Source organism: Candidatus Desulfatibia sp., assembly GCF_036446775.1.
Lineage (GTDB): Bacteria > Desulfobacterota > Desulfobacteria > Desulfobacterales > UBA11574 > Desulfatibia_A.
On record NZ_JAZFTO010000256.1, the window covers coordinates 1 to 18,473 of the forward strand.

At 47.3% G+C, this 18,473-nt stretch carries 19 protein-coding genes; 7 read left to right on the top strand and 12 right to left on the bottom strand.

Going from position 1 to position 18,473, the window contains the following annotated elements:
- Window positions 1-824 precede the first annotated feature (824 nt).
- The 3 genes from V3S16_RS12190 to V3S16_RS12200 all read left to right on the top strand — a co-directional run bounded on the left by V3S16_RS12190 (window position 825) and on the right by V3S16_RS12200 (window position 2,011).
- Entirely contained in the window at window positions 825-1,055 is a 231-nt protein-coding gene (locus V3S16_RS12190) for a 7TM diverse intracellular signaling domain-containing protein (RefSeq protein WP_413885312.1), read from the top strand.
- Window positions 1,048-1,437, top strand: a complete 390-nt coding sequence (locus V3S16_RS12195) for a DUF5131 family protein (RefSeq protein WP_413885314.1) — start codon at window positions 1,048-1,050, stop codon at window positions 1,435-1,437. Before V3S16_RS12190 ends, V3S16_RS12195 begins: the two co-directional genes overlap by 8 nt.
- Window positions 1,438-1,633: 196 nt before the next feature.
- Window positions 1,634-2,011 carry a hypothetical protein gene (locus V3S16_RS12200; protein WP_413885316.1) on the top strand — a complete coding sequence of 126 codons (378 nt, stop codon included), beginning with the start codon at window positions 1,634-1,636 and terminating at the stop codon, window positions 2,009-2,011.
- Here the strand turns inward: V3S16_RS12200 and V3S16_RS12205 are convergent.
- Window positions 2,008-2,802: a biotin/lipoate A/B protein ligase family protein gene (locus V3S16_RS12205; protein ID WP_413885318.1), complete on the bottom strand. Its 795-nt coding sequence runs from the start codon at window positions 2,800-2,802 to the stop codon at window positions 2,008-2,010. The two genes, V3S16_RS12200 and V3S16_RS12205, sit on opposite strands and share 4 nt — an antisense overlap.
- Window positions 2,803-2,891: 89 nt before the next feature.
- Between V3S16_RS12205 and V3S16_RS12210 the strand changes: the two genes are divergently transcribed.
- Genes V3S16_RS12210 through V3S16_RS12220 form a run of 3 tightly spaced genes read left to right on the top strand, consistent with a single transcriptional unit; the run spans window position 2,892 to window position 6,908 of the window.
- Complete coding sequence (locus tag V3S16_RS12210) at window positions 2,892-4,745, top strand: ATP-binding protein (RefSeq protein ID WP_413885320.1); 1,854 nt, start codon at window positions 2,892-2,894, stop codon at window positions 4,743-4,745.
- Window positions 4,746-4,756: 11 nt separating this feature from the next.
- Window positions 4,757-6,145 carry a sigma-54-dependent transcriptional regulator gene (locus V3S16_RS12215; RefSeq protein WP_413885322.1) on the top strand — a complete coding sequence of 463 codons (1,389 nt, stop codon included), beginning with the start codon at window positions 4,757-4,759 and terminating at the stop codon, window positions 6,143-6,145.
- Window positions 6,129-6,908 (top strand): AAA family ATPase, encoded by a 780-nt coding sequence (locus V3S16_RS12220; RefSeq protein WP_413885323.1) that lies wholly within the window; start codon window positions 6,129-6,131, stop codon window positions 6,906-6,908. The genes V3S16_RS12215 and V3S16_RS12220 overlap by 17 nt, the downstream gene beginning before the upstream one ends.
- A 96-nt stretch (window positions 6,909-7,004) precedes the next feature.
- Here the strand turns inward: V3S16_RS12220 and V3S16_RS12225 are convergent, their stop codons facing one another.
- The 9 genes from V3S16_RS12225 to V3S16_RS12265 all read right to left on the bottom strand — a co-directional run bounded on the left by V3S16_RS12225 (window position 7,005) and on the right by V3S16_RS12265 (window position 13,718).
- Window positions 7,005-7,394, bottom strand: a complete 390-nt coding sequence (locus tag V3S16_RS12225; protein WP_413885325.1) for a hypothetical protein — start codon at window positions 7,392-7,394, stop codon at window positions 7,005-7,007.
- Window positions 7,395-7,511: 117 nt separating this feature from the next.
- Window positions 7,512-8,741, bottom strand: a complete 1,230-nt coding sequence (locus V3S16_RS12230; protein ID WP_413885327.1) for an ABC transporter substrate-binding protein — start codon at window positions 8,739-8,741, stop codon at window positions 7,512-7,514.
- Between the two features lie 55 nt (window positions 8,742-8,796).
- Window positions 8,797-9,195 (bottom strand): hypothetical protein, encoded by a 399-nt coding sequence (locus V3S16_RS12235; protein WP_413885329.1) that lies wholly within the window; start codon window positions 9,193-9,195, stop codon window positions 8,797-8,799.
- 20 nt (window positions 9,196-9,215) lie between these two features.
- Window positions 9,216-9,395 (bottom strand): CbtB domain-containing protein, encoded by a 180-nt coding sequence (locus tag V3S16_RS12240; protein ID WP_413885331.1) that lies wholly within the window; start codon window positions 9,393-9,395, stop codon window positions 9,216-9,218.
- A gap of 254 nt (window positions 9,396-9,649) precedes the next feature.
- Window positions 9,650-11,308 carry a chaperonin GroEL gene (gene groEL / locus V3S16_RS12245; RefSeq protein WP_413885333.1) on the bottom strand — a complete coding sequence of 553 codons (1,659 nt, stop codon included), beginning with the start codon at window positions 11,306-11,308 and terminating at the stop codon, window positions 9,650-9,652.
- A gap of 45 nt (window positions 11,309-11,353) precedes the next feature.
- Window positions 11,354-12,043, bottom strand: coding sequence for a class I SAM-dependent methyltransferase (locus tag V3S16_RS12250; RefSeq protein ID WP_413885335.1), 690 nt, complete (start codon window positions 12,041-12,043; stop codon window positions 11,354-11,356).
- A gap of 1 nt (window position 12,044) precedes the next feature.
- On the bottom strand, window positions 12,045-13,160 hold the full coding sequence (locus V3S16_RS12255; RefSeq protein WP_413885337.1) for a radical SAM protein: 1,116 nt from the start codon (window positions 13,158-13,160) through the stop codon (window positions 12,045-12,047).
- Window positions 13,161-13,172: 12 nt separating this feature from the next.
- Window positions 13,173-13,388: a hypothetical protein gene (locus V3S16_RS12260; protein ID WP_413885339.1), complete on the bottom strand. Its 216-nt coding sequence runs from the start codon at window positions 13,386-13,388 to the stop codon at window positions 13,173-13,175.
- A gap of 48 nt (window positions 13,389-13,436) precedes the next feature.
- Window positions 13,437-13,718: a hypothetical protein gene (locus V3S16_RS12265; RefSeq protein ID WP_413885341.1), complete on the bottom strand. Its 282-nt coding sequence runs from the start codon at window positions 13,716-13,718 to the stop codon at window positions 13,437-13,439.
- A gap of 110 nt (window positions 13,719-13,828) precedes the next feature.
- On the opposite strand from V3S16_RS12265, the gene V3S16_RS12270 reads away from it, so the two are divergent.
- Entirely contained in the window at window positions 13,829-15,160 is a 1,332-nt protein-coding gene (locus tag V3S16_RS12270; protein ID WP_413885342.1) for a B12-binding domain-containing radical SAM protein, read from the top strand.
- 63 nt (window positions 15,161-15,223) lie between these two features.
- Here V3S16_RS12270 and V3S16_RS12275 read toward each other — a convergent pair whose 3' ends face one another.
- Window positions 15,224-16,726, bottom strand: coding sequence for a B12-binding domain-containing radical SAM protein (locus V3S16_RS12275; protein WP_413885344.1), 1,503 nt, complete (start codon window positions 16,724-16,726; stop codon window positions 15,224-15,226).
- Between the two features lie 160 nt (window positions 16,727-16,886).
- Entirely contained in the window at window positions 16,887-18,473 is a 1,587-nt protein-coding gene (locus V3S16_RS12280) for a lipoyl protein ligase domain-containing protein (protein ID WP_413885346.1), read from the bottom strand.

An 18,473-nucleotide genomic window follows, 5' to 3' on the forward strand; every position in this document is an offset into this window, starting at 1 on the left:
TATTCCGATCGTTAGCAAAGACATTAACTTCATTTGTAATGACATGGTATTTATCCTCCCTACATAGTTAAATAATATGCTTGCTGTATATCACATCGGAGCCTGTTGCACAACCATCTCAATTTATCTGATGTGACCGGTATGCCGGTGGAGTGAGTGCCGGGAACATCATGACAAAGGCAACCCCCGCATTCCGTAATTCCAGGTCGCGCGCTAGCCGGGGGAGTCTTTCCTATTGCCGGGTTTTACAGTATACTGTTTGATTAAAGCAATATCTTAATAACTTGCTCAACACTGACCGATTGCCAGTCTATCCATAATAGTCTGCTTCATTAATTCCTAGTTTCATTGTTGCCGCCTTATAGAGGCGATTTCAAAAATAGCACAGACTATAAAGTCTGGAAGCGTTGGAACAGGATAAGTGCCTGGAAATAATGGCGTCCCCAAGGGGATTTGCCAAGTCCCGACGTAGGAGGGGAACCCCTGCGTCAGCCGGAAAACGGAACTGGAGTTGAAAGGTTTAGGCGAGGTTTGGTTGAAAAATTGGCGTCCCCAAGGGGATTTGAACCCCTGTTGCCGCCGTGAAAGGGCAAGATTGGGGATTTTGATAACTGCCTGATTTGGTGTTTGTTCCTCCGTGAAATGTTGAAAATGAGACACTTAGGGCTTTTCTGGTAGTTCCGAGGAGTCCGGCTATTTCCGAGTATTCAGCACTTGTTGGCTACAATTTGGCTACAGTTGGGATGCAAATTGGTCACATTTATCTTAATTTCAGAATACCCGATTACCAGTTGGTCAATACGACGTGATTTATTTCAGGGATTGTGGCTGTTATGATCGCCTATAACTTATTCCTGTACCTGTCAATTTGGGACATCAGCTATCTCTATTATGTTTTATACGTAACAGCCGTATTTTTCACGGTGTTTGCGTACAACGGCCTTGGGCACCAATTCTTGTGGAGGGATCATGTATGGTGGCAGTCCAAGAGTGTCACGCTCTTATATGCAATCGCATACTTCCTTGGGATGCAGTTCAGTGAACTCTATGAGTGACACTTTCCATGAATCAGTACCGTATCCGTTCATCCAAAAGCTATTTCAGATTATGAATGGAGCTAATTGGCTCACGTTCCAAGTATTAACTAGAAGAGCCGAAAGACTGGAGGAACTAAGCCCCATATTGCATTGGACAGATAATATATGGGTAGGTGTTTCTATTGAAAATAATGATTACGTCTATCGTGCAGAGCACCTGAAAAAGTCAGGAGCATTTACTAAATATCATTCGCATGAGCCGTTACTTTGTCCTTTACCAGATTTAAACCTTAACGGTATTGACTGGGTAATTGTTGGTGGTGAATCTGGCCCTAAAGCACGCCCTTCGGTTACATCTAATATGAGTCAATTCGGGTCTGTTGCCAGCCTGTCTTTATAAGTTTCTTCATGCTACAATATTTTGCCGATTCAGCAGGCGTCTCCGGTTAACGAGACCGGAAAGGATGCGAAATCTATTTAGGCGCGGTTAATGCGATTTTTGACGTTTACTGTAAAATAAATAATTGTAGGAGCATTTTATAAAAAACAGCAAAGTACCGGAAAATCTTTACTACTGGATCAATAACGGAAAAGTAGTGGAGCACATATGGGTTCGGTCCGAAAGCGGAAATTGCCTGATAGGCCTAACCGACATAGGGGTAGAGTTGATCGGCGAACTGGTTTCGCTGGCTCCAAAAGGCGTTGGACAGGAAATCGGGGTCGGCCAGAGTGTCGCTACGGTTGAAAGCAGCAAATGGGTAGGCCCCATATCGACCCCCATTGGGGGCGTCATTTTGGAAGTAAACGATTCACTTGTAAAAAATCCGGCCCGGGTCAATGGCGATCCATACAGCAACTGGATAGTTAAACTTAAACCGACGCATAAGGATTTTCCCCATACGCTTTTAACCGGCTCCGAAGGGGCTGAGGAGTATCTTAAAGCCGCAAGCCGCGATCTGTCCGATATGGCTTAGGTTCTGTCGAAATATACGCCTTCGCGGATTTTTATTTGATCATGGGAGCGGCCCGACTCTTCGTAAACAAAAACGTCCGACGTCATTTGGACGGAGAGTTGGGATGCCCGTTGCAAAAGCGTATCCGGCGGTGAGGATTCTTCAAGCTGCGGATACTCGCTTTTGAATTTTTCAGCCAGGACGGATTCGACCTCTTCTTTATCCGGTTTGCGGCCAAGTTCCTTTGTTAGACTTGTAAGGTTACTCTTGAGCATCTTTACGAGGGAGGCCTTTTTTTTGTCTGGAACGTTCAGAATGTCGGCCATTAACTCACAGTTGAAATCAATGAGCATATTACCTGCAAAAACAAAGCTTTTTTCTACAATCCCGGCGCCCTGTCCCGATATTTTTAATTTCGAAGCAGTAACGACCAAATCGTTTATTGGTCTGTACTCCACTTGCACACCAAGTTGTGCGAAAGCTTTTATGGGCGCTTTGGAGAATTTTACGTATGCGTTTTTAATCATGCGCGGCAAAATCGGGCTGTTCCTATCAAGCACTATCTGGTAAAAGACCTGGTCAGGATCAAGGAGTACCACTCCCCCCCCGATTTTCCTCCGAAATACGGGTATCCCGTCGGCAAGAAGCTTATCTCTGTTCAGCACCGATGCGGCGTTATCAAAATAACCAGTGCTGACAAACGTCGAGGCAGGAGAAGTTATTATCACACACTCGATTCCAAGTTCCGCTGCCGCGTGAAAAATGCTAAGGGAGTTTACTCCTTCTGAAAACTTGGTACAATATAGCTTCATTACTTAAACCCCGTGTGCCCTGTACATATTCCACACAAATCTGATAAAATTGATTGCATATGATATCAGAGGATGGGGGATTGTACTAAGTGAAACTTCAGCAAATGCTTATAGGGTTGCTAACTTTATACATACTGTTGTTCGTAAGCATCTCCACTGTTTATTTCACACATACCCAGAAGAAAATCGCCTTAAAGAACCTTGAGGACAGCGCCTCTTCCATTTTGAAGATAATGAGTATCTCCACCTCTACGCAGCTATTTTGGAGCAACTACGACAAGCTGAACCAGTACACCCAGAAAATAAAAGAGACCCTTACAGTTAAATACGTCATGATTGTAAACAGCGACGGAACCATTATTGCCCATACCGACAGGTGGCGAATAGGCGAGAAAGTGTCGTTACCGGCCGATTTCAAACTGCTGGAATCGACAGGGATATTGAAAAAGTACAACCGCGTCCCGAAATCCACCTTTACCCTTTCATACCCGATTTTCGTTATAAACAAGATTGTCGGCTATATCGTGTTGGAGCATGACATGAGAAAAGTCGAAGATGAAATAAGGGGAATTTTCAAGCGCGGATTTCTGCTTGCCGCCCTGCTCGCACTTATAGGCATTTTAATGTCCATTTCAAGCGCTTACAAGATTACTAAGCCCATAAACCAGGTAATGGAAGGAATGGATCGAATCAGGCGCGACGAATACGACTTTAAGATAAATCTGAATTCCGGCCCGCAGGAATTCAGGACCCTTGCTAGGGCGTTTAACAATATGGGCGCCAAGTTGAAGTACACCATACGGAAACTCGATCAGGAACGGCGTCAGTCGGAAACTATTATTACTTCGATCTCCGACGGTTTGATGATTATTGATACGAAACGCAAAATACGCTTTTTCAATAAAGGCAGCGAACAAATACTCGGCTACACGCAGGACGAGGCCATTGGCAGAGAGTGCACCGATATTTTTCAGAGCCCACAATGCAGCGAACAAACCTGTGGCCTCTTTTCGGATAACGGAAACGGCAAAACTGGCGGCAAGAAAAGCTGCGATATACATAATGAGCGTATTAACCTTGTCAGCAGGCACGGGAAACAGCTTGTGATTCTAAAGAGTACCGCACCGCTGATCGACTCCAACGGAAAAATATACGGGGGAGTTGAAGTTTTCAAGGATATAACGAGTCTCCTTGCAATGGAAAATAAGCTGAAAGAATCGGACAGGCTCGCATCGGTTGGCGTACTCGCCGCCGGCATGGCGCACGAGATAAACAATCCGCTTACGAGCATTATCGGCCTTTCCAGCGGGCTGATTAAGCGTTACAAGAACGATCCGTTTCTTTCCGAAGACCTTGAGATGATAAAAGATCAGGGAAAACGTTGCGGCAATATTATAAAGCAGCTTATGGACCTGTCCATGGAGGCGCCGAAAACCGTCGCCCCGGTTGAGATAAGCGCACTTCTGCACGGAATCTTAAGGATAATTACAAAAACAACGCCTGATATCAAAATGCATATTATTGAGGATTACGACCCAGCCAACCCCGTAGTCAAGGCGGACGAAGCCCAGCTTATTCAGGTTTTCAGCAATATCATTCAAAACGCCATTGCCGCCACAAAGGGCAAAGGAACGCTGGCAATTTCGACCAAAGTCATCGATTCCAAAGTACAAATAACTTTTAAAGACGACGGCAAGGGCATCGCTCCGACTCATATTAACAGGGTATGCGATCCTTTCTATACAACGAAAAAAATTGGCGAAGGAATGGGGCTCGGACTTGCGGTAAGCTACGGTATAATCAGACACCATAACGGTGAACTGAAAATAGAAAGCAAGCTCGGCCAAGGGGCATGTTTCAAAATTATATTTGATGTGATCGCGACATGCACACATGTCAATAATGAGGATGCCCCATTAAACGACAAGAAAGAGGAACTGTAAAGTATAAAGATATGCACAAAATACTAATAATCGACGATGAGCTTCCGGTTGTCCGAGGCATAATGCGGAACATGGAGGATGATCTTTACCATATGGAATACGTCCTCAGCGGCCGGGAAGCATTAAAACTGATCGAGAAAGATAGCAGCTTCGATCTTGTGGTATGCGACCTGATGATGCCCGACATCGACGGTTTTGATGTTCTGGAGCAGGCAAAAAAGATTGACCCGAACATTGTCTTCGTAATGATAACGGCTTTTTCTTCCATCAGGGCGGGAATAAAAGCTATGAATATGGGAGCTTACGATTTTCTGCAAAAACCGTTCGAACCCGACCACCTGAAAGTTATTATCGAAAAGGGAATACAAACCCGCCATTTGAAAACTGAAAACATTTCGCTAAAGGCCCAGATCGACAGTTCCAATAAACCACTGCCGCTTATAACAAGCAGTCCCGCCATGAAAAGCATAATGAAAGACGTTCATAAACTATCCGAAAGCCTTGTTAATATACTTATTGAAGGAGAAAGCGGCACAGGGAAAGAGCTGCTGGCAAGGCATATACATTATAACAGTCCGAAGCGCTACGGCCCTTTCGTGCCTATCGATTGCGCAGCAATTCCGCCTGATCTTCTGGAGTCAGAAATTTTCGGCCACGAAATAGGCTCCTTTACCGGCGCGACAAGCAGGAAAATAGGCATTATGGAAGTTGCAAATAACGGAACGCTTTTTCTGGACGAGATAAACAACCTCAGAATGGATCTTCAGGCAAAAATGCTGCGCGTCCTCCAGGAAAGGTCGTTCATGCGCGTGGGCGGAACCAAGTTTATTAACGTCGACATAAGGATAGTAACCGCTTCAAACAAAAACCTTAAGCAGATGGTGGGCGACAAAGAGTTCAGAGAAGACCTCTTCTACAGGCTTAAGGTGGTAAACTTCCTTATCCCTCCGCTTCGGTTGCGAATTTCCGATATCCCCTTGCTGGTAAAGCATTTCCTTGAGGAGATATGCAAAAGTGAGAGGAAGAATTGCAATATTGACAATGAGGCAATTGAAGCTTTTAAAAAGTACCACTGGCCCGGCAATATACGTGAATTACGCAATACGCTCGAAAGAATGGTGGCTTTGCACGATCCGGACGATCCCGAATCAACGGCGAGCATACCTGCCGGACTCGCCGGAGAGAGCAACCGCATCCTTACGGAATACCCGACAGAACTATCGCTCGAAAGCGTGGAATACCAGCACATACTCAGGGTCTTGGAAATGACCAACTGGAACAAAAGCGAATCATCGAAAATACTAGATATTGATTACACCACTCTTTACCGCAAAATCAAGAAATACGGTATCAGCGCTCCTCAGCTGGAAAAAAGTGCGCAAAATGAAAATCGCAATTAGCGGGAAAGGTGGGGTTGGAAAAACAACCGTAAGTTCTATACTCGCCCTTCAACTGGCTAAAGAAGGCAAATCGGTCCTTGCAATCGATGCGGATCCAAGCGGCAACCTGGCGCAGGCCATCGGATATGACGCCGAAAAGGAAGGGCCTTTGATACCCCTCATAGAGCGCAAAGAAATACTCAAAGAAAGAACGGGCGCCAGCCCCGGCGATTTCGGCGCAATGTTCGTGCTCAACCCAAAGGTCGACGATTTTATAGACCGCTTTGCCGTAAATATCAAAAACCTCAAGCTGATCGTTACCGGCGAGCTGAAGGAAGCCCTGACCGGGTGCTACTGCCCGGAAAATGCGCTTTTGCGGTCTTTCATGAGCCATCTTTTTATCGAACGGGACGAGTGGGTAATTCTGGATATGGAAGCAGGTTTCGAGCATTTAACGAGGGGAACGGCGGAGTCTGTCGACAACCTTATCGTAATAATCGAACCGGGGATGCGATCTATTCAGGCGGCGCAAAAAATAACTGGCCTTGCAGAGCAGTTGGGCATTCCCCGTACAAGCTTCGTACTGAACAAGGTGCACGATGAAAACGAACGAAAGACTATAGAGAAAGTGCTGGGAGCAGAAAATATTATCGCAGTTCTTCCCTTCGACATCTGTGCGGTAAAGGCCGACCTTGCAGGTAAGCCGCCTTTCGAGGAATGCCCTTCAATTACCGAAACCGTCCTGAAACTAAGGGGAAGCTTGCAACGGATGCAAAAAGTCTGACCCGGTCTATCGGCAGACAGCCCGGGCCCTCTATATGGCCTTACCCGCCGCCGCCTGCGGCATCGGTAACCGGATGCCGCACCGACCAACGGCCGCTTATTTTGTCGCGCCGTGCTTTTTCAAGAGACTGACAACGTCCGGTGTCATCTTCCTTCTTTTACTGTATTTCAGGAGTGTCTCCCCTGTAACGGGTACTATTGCTTCGTCGGGTTTCACGCCGGACTCAAGCAGTTCCTTTAATTTTGCCTTCTTTTTGGCGAGGGCGGCCGACTTGGCGCTTACTTCCTTGTGGCTATCTGCCAGTCCCTGTCTTTTAAGGTCCTGTATTCCCCAAGTCAGCTTGGATATTTTAGCCAGAGTTGTGCCAAGAAGATCTGATTTCTCCTGGGCGGTTATCCCGGTAGTGGCGCATGCAGTAATTCCAAAGATAAAAGTAACAGTTACAACACTTACAAACAGTTTGATTTTTCCCGTGACACTTTTCACTATTAATTCCCTTTCCTTAGTCAGGTTCTGGCACTCTTGTTAGTAAAGCGCCCGGGGAAGCGGCTCTCCGCTCCCCGTGACACATTGTTCAAATCCGTCGGAAGCACAAGATTGCCTTTATACCTCTACAACCTCTACACGGTTATAGGGATCATCCTTGTTCACGCCGTCGAACAGGTGCAGGCCGCCGAGTTTCTTGGCGGCTTCTACAACACCGTCTAGGTACATTAATTCGTTTTGGACCTTGTTGGCGTCCATCGATTGGATAAACTCTACCTTGCCTTCCATCTTCGTTCGCTTCAACTCTGCAACGACCCTGTCCGTGGTGGACCTGAACTGGTAAGGCTCGCACGACCAGCGCTTGGCATTCCACTCCGGATGCTGGATGGCGCCTGTGCCCGACTTGCCGTAAACCTGCGGATCGTAGTAGATCATTGCGCGTTTAATAATCTTTTCAGGCAGCGGCAGGTAGCCCGCGCCGTCTTTCGACATTATGTGCGCGGCCTTCTCCGTATTCTGGTAAGCCCATAGCTCGGCCTTTACAAGGGCGTGAATAACTTTGTGGGAATAATCCTTGTTCTTGACAACTTCTTCCTGCATAACCGCAACGCAACACGGATGGTTTTTCCATATATCGCCGGTGAAACGCACTATCGTTCCTTTGGCCAGTAACTCGCCGGCTGCGTTAAACGGTTCCGCAACAATGTAGCCGTCGATTGCCCCGGTAGCCATTGCTGTAGGCATATCCGGCGGCGCCATGACGAAAAGGTTGCACTGCTTGTTTGTCAACGGTTTGTTCCTGTTTTGTATAACCGTTTCAATGCCATACTTGCGTAGGATCAACTGCATGATAATGTTGTGCATCGAGTACCAGTACGGAACGGCGATATTCTTTCCGCCGCAGTCGGCGTACGATTTTATGCCGCTTTTTCTACCGACGGTTAGCGCTGATCCGTTAATGTGATCCCATGCCACAACTTTTACCGGAAAGCCCAGGCCGAACCTCATGTACATCGGTATCGGCAAAAGCAGGTGGGTAAGGTTGAATCTTCTTGCCATGAATGCTTCGGCAATGGGAGACCAGCCGCGAATAAGTATCGGACGTTCGGATTTAAGGCCTATTTCCTTGTAAAATCCCAGCTCATGCGCCAGGATTATAGGGGTTGCGTCCGTAATCGGCAGGTAGCAGCTTTTAACCACCGGATACTCTGCCGCCTCGGAGTACGAGTTGATAGCAGGCAGGCCCAGCGTTGCTGCACCGAGTCCCATCGCCGAAGTTTCCAGAAACGATCTTCTACTGACCATTTTAATGCGGTTTGCTTTTGCTTCCTTCTTTTTATCATTCATAATTTCCCCTCTTTATAATCCGGCTAAAGCGTAGCATAGTATTTTTCCAGCCCAATCAGCCATTTTCATTATTTTCTGTTTTCCAGAATGCTCCCAGTATGCACCCCAGAACAACCGCCAACACGAAACCCTGTATGGTTTCCGCGGAATCGGTAACGTACCTTGCGTAGTTTTCATGCGAAAGTATCTGGCCTCCAAGCCTCAAGGCAAGCCAGAAGAAGACTGAAAGTACAACGGCATTTGGAAGTATTTTCTTGAAAGGCATCCGGCTGCCGACAAGCAAAAAGAGACAGCCGATAATCATTCCAAAAATGGCCCCTCCGATTGAATACTGAAGAAGCTCCCGGAAGAATCCCTGCTCGATAGGGCCTATTCCCGTTATGTAATTGCTAAGAAGCGAAACCCATCCCCATAGAACACCGGAAATAAAACCAACCAAGATACCGTTTTTCAAATGCGAATCATCCATCAAAACTAGTGGCAGGGCATCCCGATAGCATGCCTGAAATCGTGGAAAGTGTCGTGCACGCCCATCACAATGGAGTCTGCTCCGTAAGAAACTATGATGATGGAAGAGACTGCCAATATTAGACCGGCTGTTAGCCAAAGGGCGTCTTTAAGAGCGATAGTGGAAAGGTTAAAAGTTTTATTCATCTGATTTCCTCCTAAATATGAATTTTTTCTATCCCAATACCCTAACTGAAAACAGAGCAATATCTATTCCCTCCTTGAACACACCGTCTGAAAACCTGCTTCTGGAGGGTCGAGTGTGGGGAAGGTGAGGTAATTAAAAGAAATACAGGATGTTAACCTGTGTCAGCGGGCTTGTGTTTGCAGTTCCCGCAATACAAAATGCAATAGGAGGCTTATTGCATTATCCTATAAACCGTCCGAACGAGTCAGTTTAATTATTTGTGGTCGTGTTCCATGCCGGCAATGCCGCGCATGCCCTTGTGCCCTTTCAGTCCCAGCAAGGGAGCCTCGTCTTCGGCAAGGACATAAGGTTTTTCGGCAATAAACACTTCGCTGGACAGCAGATTGACGGCAAAGCTCACCGCTGTATCGACTGCTACAAGAACGGTTTTAAGCGGATCGATTACCGGCCATGAAGCAACGCTTTCAAGTTTGCCGGTAAGGGCGTTGAATCCCGATTTAAACGAGCCGTCGGTTACTTTTTCTTTTATGTAGTCCCCGTTAGCGTTGGAATTCTCTGCCAGAAGAACAAGCGGAGCGCACAATGACGTAGCCAGCGCTTTATAGGCCGGCTCGTAGTTATTTCCGGGCCTTGATTTTTCAAGGGCGCTTGCCGCCATCATAAGCGCAAGTCCGCCCCCGGGCACATACCCGCCTTCCATTCCCGATAGCAGCGTGGAGTATGCGTGTGAAATCTGCGATCTTTTTAAACTTTTTTCCGTTTCGGTGTAACCGCCAATTTTTATGGTCGCCACTCCCGCCATAAGCTTTGCGATACGTGTTTTCATAGTCTGTTTTTCGTAGTCGTCGGTTTCTTCGGAGAGGCGCTTCCTGAGTTCCCCCAGCCGCTTTTTAAGCCGGCTCTTTGTGCCTTTCCCATCCATGATGATAGTCCGCGATCTTTCCACCCTGACTTTTTGCGCGCCGCCCAGCTTGTCCGGACCGATCTTTTCAAAAGGACTGCCAAGCGACCTTCCAAAAACCTTGGAACCCGTAAAGGCGGCAATGTCTTCCAAAAGGTCCACCCTCTTGTCGCCGAACCCCGGCGCCTTTACGCATATGGTGTTCAGCACGCCGCTTTTCTTGTTCAGCAGGAACAGCGAAAGCGCGTCGTCATTAATATCTTCGGCAATAACCAGCAGCGGTCGATCCGTTTCTGAGATTTTTTCGGTAAGACTTAAAACTTCTTCCATATCCGTAATTTTATCGGCGCAGACCAGGATAAAGGGATCGTCCAGTTCAGAGGATTCGCTGTTCGGGTCGTCGAAGTAAGGCGACAAGTATGTTTCGTCAAACGAGAGACCTTTCCTGAATATTATTTTGTTTTCAATGCCGTCCGTGTACCCGAAAGTTACCGAGCCTTTATCTCCAAGCTTTTTGTGCAAACTGAGAATCGGTTCCACTATCCATGAATCGCCCCCGCTCGATGTTACAAGGAGGCTTTCCATCTGATTTATTGTTTTAACGGGTTTCGAAAAAGCGGTAAGGCTTTCATTGACCTTTTCAGCGCCGTTAAGCAGGCCTTTCCCAAGGTCGACTATGGAATGGCCGGACTGAACCAGCCTTATACACTCTTTAAAGAGCTTCATTGCCATTACGGTGGACATTACCGACCCATCGCCCGCGTTTCGATACGTTGATTCCGCAACGCCGCGCAAAAGAGAAACGCCAAGGTTCTGGAAAGTCCCGCTCAAACGAAAACCGTCGGCCACTTCAGCGCCTATCCTCGTAAACTTTACGGGGTCTCCGGATTTTTCAATCATAACGTGCCTGCCGCGGGGGCCGAAAGTAATCTTAAGGGCATTGGCAAGAGTCTCCATGCCCACAAGAATCTGCCCTAGCCCGTTTTCTCGGTTTTTGATTATTACCGGCATAGCGCAACTTTAATTAAAGAAATGTGCCAGAAAAAACGCATCATATCAATCTCCATTTCCCCTTTTTCTGCCAATTATAATCCAAAACCAGTTCCGGTGCTTTTTATCATTTGAGGTATAGCTTGTATGTTCAAGTTCTTTTTCTTCTATGGAGCTTATTGTAAAGTACTTCGAAAATGTGGTTTCAATTTCTTGTCTTGAAAAAAAATGATAAATAAGCCCGGCAATGCCGCCCACGTCTATAACAAAGGTACCCGGCTCTATTTCCCTTCCTTCCCTTTTGCCCTTGAAATAAAGTGTGTTTGAAGTCGACCGAACCGAGCAGATTATAATTCCGTTCGGTCGTAAAATCCTGTGAATATCTTTTAGCGCATCATCTATGTGATCCTTGTCGTTAAGGTGCAGCATGCGCCAGGCCAGTACCAGGCAAAACTGGTTCGAAGACACCGGTAGATGTGTTACATCGCAAAGTGCGAGGTATGCTCTCGGGTAAGGCACCGCTTTAACTCGCGATTTTCTTATTGCGCTAAGCGCTATATCAACCCCCAGCACCGTGTGTCCCCGCTCCGCGAAGAGCTGAATATGCCTTCCTAAACCGCAGCCAACATCCAGTATTTTTTTTGGGCTTTCGCGTTTGAACATATTTATAGAACGAATGACCAGCTCGTCCGGCATTTCCAGGTGGTAGGTACCTTCGGAGATGACAGTCTCCCACAAAGACGTTGTTTTATTCATATCAAACCCCAAGCGTCAGAACCTCCCTGCCCGCCGCGCAGCAATCGCATTTTGCGCAGCCAGTATCGGCTTTTTGGGGATCAAGACCGTATTTTCCTAAAATACTTTTCAGCTCTTTGTATATTTTTATCATCGTTTCTATGTCAGGCGGTTTTTCATTTTCCATGGTCGAACCTATGAGGGGGCGGAAGACGGTTACAAAAGGCAAAACTCCTCGCCGTGCAATCTGCTCCGCACCCTGAATTGTAGATTCCGGCGGCTCCAGCCCGCCTATCAGCCACGATGAAACATTCACCCCGCCGAAAACCTTCCCCGCGTATTCAAGTATGTCCAGATAAAGTTCCCTCGGTATCCTTCCTTTTCCCGGCATGATCTTTTCGCGCACATCGTTATCCCATATTTCCAAATTGAAACTCAGGCTGCTTAGCCCGGCATCTTTCAACCTGTCCACCCATGAAAAGTCTTCCATCGGCGCTATTTGCGCGGCGATAAGTACGTCGCTTGCTTTTCTGATTTCCTTTATTGTTTCAAGGAACATTTCCGCGCCCCTATCATCATTTAGCGACGTACCGGAGTTGACGTTAAGTTCATGAAAAACTCCGGGGTATTTCTTCTCTATAGCCGCAAGAACGGCCGCCAACTTTTTCGGGTCTTTTGCACGGTTGTCTTTATCAAGGGTCATTCCGCAAAACCCGCAGCCTTCGTTCTTGTCCTTGAAGACGCAATAACTGGAAAGCGAGGTCGCCAGGACCCCCGTCCCGTGAAGCTGAATTTGAGAACCCCACATCGTCCCGTCTCCAAGTTCGTAAAGATACCATTCGGGATCATCGACCAGTACCATTTTGCACACAGAGTTGCCGTCAAAAAAGAGCCCTCTTTTTTCATGATCGTACCGGTAGGGCGAGCTTTGGGCGAATTTCTCATATACGGCAAGGTTTATCACGGTGGTTCTGCCTTCGTATTCCAGCTGAAAGCATCGGCCCTCGGAAAGGGACGCGCGTTTGTAGCGGTATCGCGGAATTAGGCCTTCCTTGAGGCGGTCGTCCATAGTTATACCGTGGCAAAGAAGGTCGAGTTTTAATTTCGTCAGGTTCATGCCGGAAATGTCCGCGTCCAAGTGGAAGTCCGCCTATCGAAGCTTTTTGAAATCTTCATTCGGCGTCGGGTCCTGGTTCTCTACCGTATAGAGCATCATGTAGGCAAGCTTATTGAGTTTTTCGGTAAGGCCCATCAGCCTTGCGGACAACATATGAACGCCGGACTTTTCGAGTTTGGATATATCTATCTGGCCAAGCGCCGTTATACCCGTTTCTATATTAGTGATTATTTCATCAGCTACTTTCATAACACATCCTTCGGTTTGTATCGCCGGCCGGCCGCCAAAGTCGCGGCGTCATGGCTTCAGTTCCATTACTTTAATTTGCGATTTGTTTTCGTTTTCGGGCAGTTTCTCGACTTTCATAATCTCGATATCGCAGCCAAAACATGCATACCCGTATTTGTCGACAACAAGACGGTTTGCTTTTTTCAGGCCCTCGAGCATTCTTTTCCTGAAATCCGCCACAGTGTAAGATTCGCCCTTTTTGATAAAGTCGTGAATGCATGTCGACGGAGAATAGAAAGATTCCGAAGCGCCGCTTCCCAAGTGTTCAACGCGAACTATTACTACAGGCATGGTTAATCCATTCCCCCTGATTGCATTCCAAATATTATTTTTAAAATCCCTTGTTTTTATTCTATGGTATGCATAAAGAATAGCAGATAAAATAAATTTAAGGCAAGAGAATGGATATTTTGTTTATTAACCCTTCGTACCTGAAACCAGAAGCCTTTCGCGACCGTTTTTCTGAAAATCTTTCACTTATAGAGAAAGGAAACATGTACGTGCTCCCGTTCGAGCCGCCACTTGGGCTGGCGTCTATCGTCGCATCGCTGCGCAAGAAAGGTTTTGATGCGTCCCTTATGGATGTTCAGGGCGAAAGGCTCGGTACAAAAGCGATAGAAGATTTCCTGAAAAGGAACAGACCGCCTTTTGTCGGGATAACCGCGATGACTACAACTTACTCTTCGGCTATTGAACTGGCGGATCTTGTAAAAAGAATTCTCCCATCGGCCCGCGTCGTTTTAGGCGGGGTTCACCCTACCGTAATGCCGGAAGAAGCGCTGACGGAAGGCAGCGTGGACTATATTGTTCGTGGCGAGGGAGAAGAGCCGTTGACTCAACTCTTAAGGAAAGGCTCGCCGGAAGATATTCCCGGAATGGGGTACAAAAAAAACGGAAGGCCCGTTATCCCGGACAAGGCTCCGATAATAAAAGATGTAAACAGCCTTCCTATCCCTGATTACGGCAGTTTTCCGATAAGGGAATACATAAGCTACACCCGCCACCTCAGGTCGATAGACGGGATATCGATGATAGTTTCGCGCGGCTGCCCGTACGATTGCTCTTTTTGCGCGGTAAACCAGACCATGGGACGCGGTTACAGAATTCGCGACCCAAAGCTGGTAGTCGAAGAGATGCAAACACTTAAGGAAAGCTACGGGATAGAAGGCATATGGTTCAAGGACAGCATCCTGAACCTTCAACGAAAATGGATCGACCGTTTTTGCGAAGAAGTACTTAAAGCCAAACTCGACATAAAGTGGCAAATCAACAGCCGCGTTGACCTTGTTAGTGAAAAACAGATTGTCCAAATGGCCGAAGCCGGACTTGAGCAAATAGACCTTGGCATTGAATCAGGCTCACCTGCAACTCTGGATACCCTTAAAAAGAAAACGTCTATAGAGCAGATAGAATCCGCCGTCAAAATCGCCCGCCGCCATATAAAAGTTTCCGGTTTTTTCATGCTTGGCGTACCCGGCGAAACGGAGCGCGATATCGATATGACATTCGATTTGGCCAAAAGGCTGAATCTCGACAGGGTATCGTGGTCCGTATTTACACCGCTGCCCGGTTCCCACCTTTTCGATAAACTTAAGGCAGATGGAAAAATTCCGGAAAAAATGGATTGGCGGCAGATACATTTCATTGACACAGGAACCTCCTTTTCCGAGATTCCCCACGAAAGACTCATGGAGCGCTTCTGGGAAATACAGGAGTATTTCAGCAAAAGGTAAAAGGCGATCTGCCTGCTAACCTAAAACGGCCCGGCTGTACTCAATCGGCAAGGAAGGTTCCGCTCAGTACCTGACCGCCGACATTGGCGCCGGACCGGCAATGGCTGTATAAGCGCTGTATGCGCGGCGGTCGAGCGATTCCATGCCGTCGAATTTCGGAAGATAAGTACTATATTTGCGCTCCAGTTCCGATTTTATGAAAAGTTTTCTCTGTATGGGAAGGACGTGCGCGAGCCGGGCTTTTTTAAAAAAGTGCCTGCGCAAAATGCGCTTTCTGATTCTCAAAACAACCTTTTCGGAAAACGGTAAGAATTCCGGGTTAAACCTGTCGAAGCTTTCTTCGAGACCGGATGCAGTTCGGCCCATGTCGCAACCTTTCTTAACCGCTTCGCGGTACATGCTGGTACCTTCGTAGATTTTGAGCATATTAAGGTACGGAAAATGGACCATCGGCATTTTCATCAATGCGTTGAAAGTCATTTCCGCTTCCTCTTCGGTTTCATCCGGAAAACCCATCATCATGAAAAGTCCGACGACGACGTCCTTCTCGGCAGTTATATTGACCGCTTCGATCAGCTTAGAAATATTGAGATTCTTCTTTATCAACTTTTGCATTCTCGGCGAACCGGTTTCAAGAGCGTAATTGACTTCCACCATGCCCGCTTCTGTAAGAAGGTCTATGAAACCGGGTTCAATGCGGTCTCCGCGGAGGCCATTTGGAAAGAACAGGCGCAAACCGGGAAGTTCATCGCGTATTTTTCGCAAAAGTATTTCGGCTTGTTCCGCATGCAGGTTAAAAAGGTCGTCGACGAAAATAAAGTTCCGGATATTTTTTTCTCGCCTCAAAAACTCGATTTCCTCGAAAACCGCTTCCGGAGGTCTTGTGCGGTAAGTTTTTTTCATTATGTCGTGGCAGTAGGTGCAGCTGTAAGGGCACCCACGGGAAAACTGAATGGTAGCCCTTGGCCTCGACGAACAGGAAAAGCCGGCCAATTTATTGTAATCATGCAATTGCACCGCGTCGTAGTCCGGCATTGGCAGCTCGGCCAGATCGGATATTAGAGGTCTTTCTCCCGTGTGAATAATATCGCCATTATGATTAATACATATGCCTCGCACATTGCGCCAGTCTTCCATGCCTGAAAGAATGCATGAAACAATTTCTTCCAGCGTCTTTTCCCCTTCACCTATAACTACCGCGTCAATATTGGGGTCGTTGGCAATCCTTTCCGGCGCGGACGACGGGTAGGGGCCGCCCACAATAACCTTTGCGCCTGTTTTACTTTTTGCGATGGCGGCCGCACGATGAATCTGCCTCGATTCGAAAGTGAGAGAACGGAGCCCGACAAGGTCCGGGTCAATCTCGGATACCAGGCGTCCGAACTGATCAAATGTGGAGAAGTCCATCCTTGCCTGCAGAATGCGCACCTCAACACGGCTTCCGAACGCACGTTTTATCCACGAAGAAAGCGACATAAGCCCCAGAGGAGGCTCTATAACATCCCATAGCGGCCTGCCTGCCAGTGACGGCGCGAAATCGCACAGTACTATTTTCAGCGGCTTCATCTTGGCTTATCCCCAACAAAATTGTTTCCCGGCAATAGCGTCTCCGGCGGCTTTAGCGCTTGACCCCTTCAATAGAGAACTATAAGGAACACAGCCCCTAATTTCAACTTAACACCGCACCCCTCTCCTTTTCAAGAACGCCCTAAACCTTAAACAACTTTCAGACTTTAGCACTATTTTTGAAATGCCGCCTTTTATTCCTGATATCAATCACCTTTTTTAGGACATCTATTTTCAGATTCGTCTGCCTTTGGAACCTGCCGAGGTACGCGATGCTTTCTTCGTTGAGTTCGTAGCACGTCGTATCGTCTATATCCACAATCGCACAAGGCATACCCGAATCAACAAACGCCTTGTGCCGCTTTTTGAAAAAGGCGCTGCAACACGCGCCGATAAACGCTTTTGTTCCCATTTTTTTTTCGTTTTCCAGAACTCCAACGAGGTTTTCGTAATTGTTTATAGAAATCACGCGCATGCCCGCTTCTTTTGCCATCGTGTAGGCTTCGCCCACCGTACACTTTCCGCATTCCTCGCACGAGTCCGCATTGCGGTGTTTGCAATCAAGAGGTTTGGCGCAATACGGCAAAAGCAAGACTTCGGCTTTGCCGCTTATTTCACCAAGCGCGGCGCCTCTCGTTTCTATGGAATTTACATCGTAAACTTCAAGCCCATGTTTCATGTTTTCATATTTCTCTATCAGCTTTCCCACAGCACTTATGAAATCCTGTTCGGACAATTCAACTCCCTCAAACTCGTAGCCATCAAGAAAATCGGTTAATTCCGAAATAACCCTTTCGACCTTGGTATCCTTTAAAGCGTTTTCCATGTCGTATAAAAGCCTTTTTGGCGTAACGAAAACATCACCGGTAACAAGTATTTGCTTCAACCTGCCTTTCGGAACGTCGAATCTGCCGGTTAAATGCAACAGTCCGCCTTTTGATTTCGAAAAGGCGTGTATCTGCTTAACGTTGCCGGATTGCGCAAACCCGGCGGGCTCTATCCATTCCCTGCCGGCTGTTTCCTTAAGATAACCTCTATAAAGTTTTTTTTCGTTTTCGGTTGGTTGCTCAACGCCAAGCGGTTTTCCAAAAAGCGAGGAGAATTCATTGGCCAACATACTTTTGATCGTCTCCATCGGCGGCGGCACGCCAAGAAGATCCGAAAGTGATGCCACCCTTTCTTTTGCGGAAAGGAGTTCCTTGTCTGCGAGTTTTTCCACCGGAATCCTGAGAGCCCTTATAAGATGCTCAATATTGAAATCAACCAGCAGCGTTCCCTGGAAAAGGACAACGTCTTTTTCGAACGCTCCGCCGGTACCGCTTATTTTTTTGCCGTAAACCTCGATGTCGTTTCTGGGACGGAAATGCGCGTTAACGCCCAATCCCCTCAACGCGGATGCGGCCGATTCGCATATCGATTTGGAAACATTCCACATCGTTTTCAGGTGCGGCAAGGACGACCGCTTGAATATCAGTTCCCAGCCGAGCTGTCCCTCATCGAAATAGATCGCACCGCCTCCGGTTACGCGCCTGTTGATTTCAATTCCGTTTACCTTGCAGTAATCGACCCTTATCTCGTCCTTAACCGACTGGTGATAACCGACAAGGGCAGAGGGTGTAAACCTGAGAAAACGGATAGTGTCCGGAATGAGTTCGTTTTGCCGCGCTTCCATCAACGCCCTGTCCCACGCAATGTTTTCTGCCGCCGAAAGTAGACCGGTATCTATAACACGCAATTTTTCATTCAT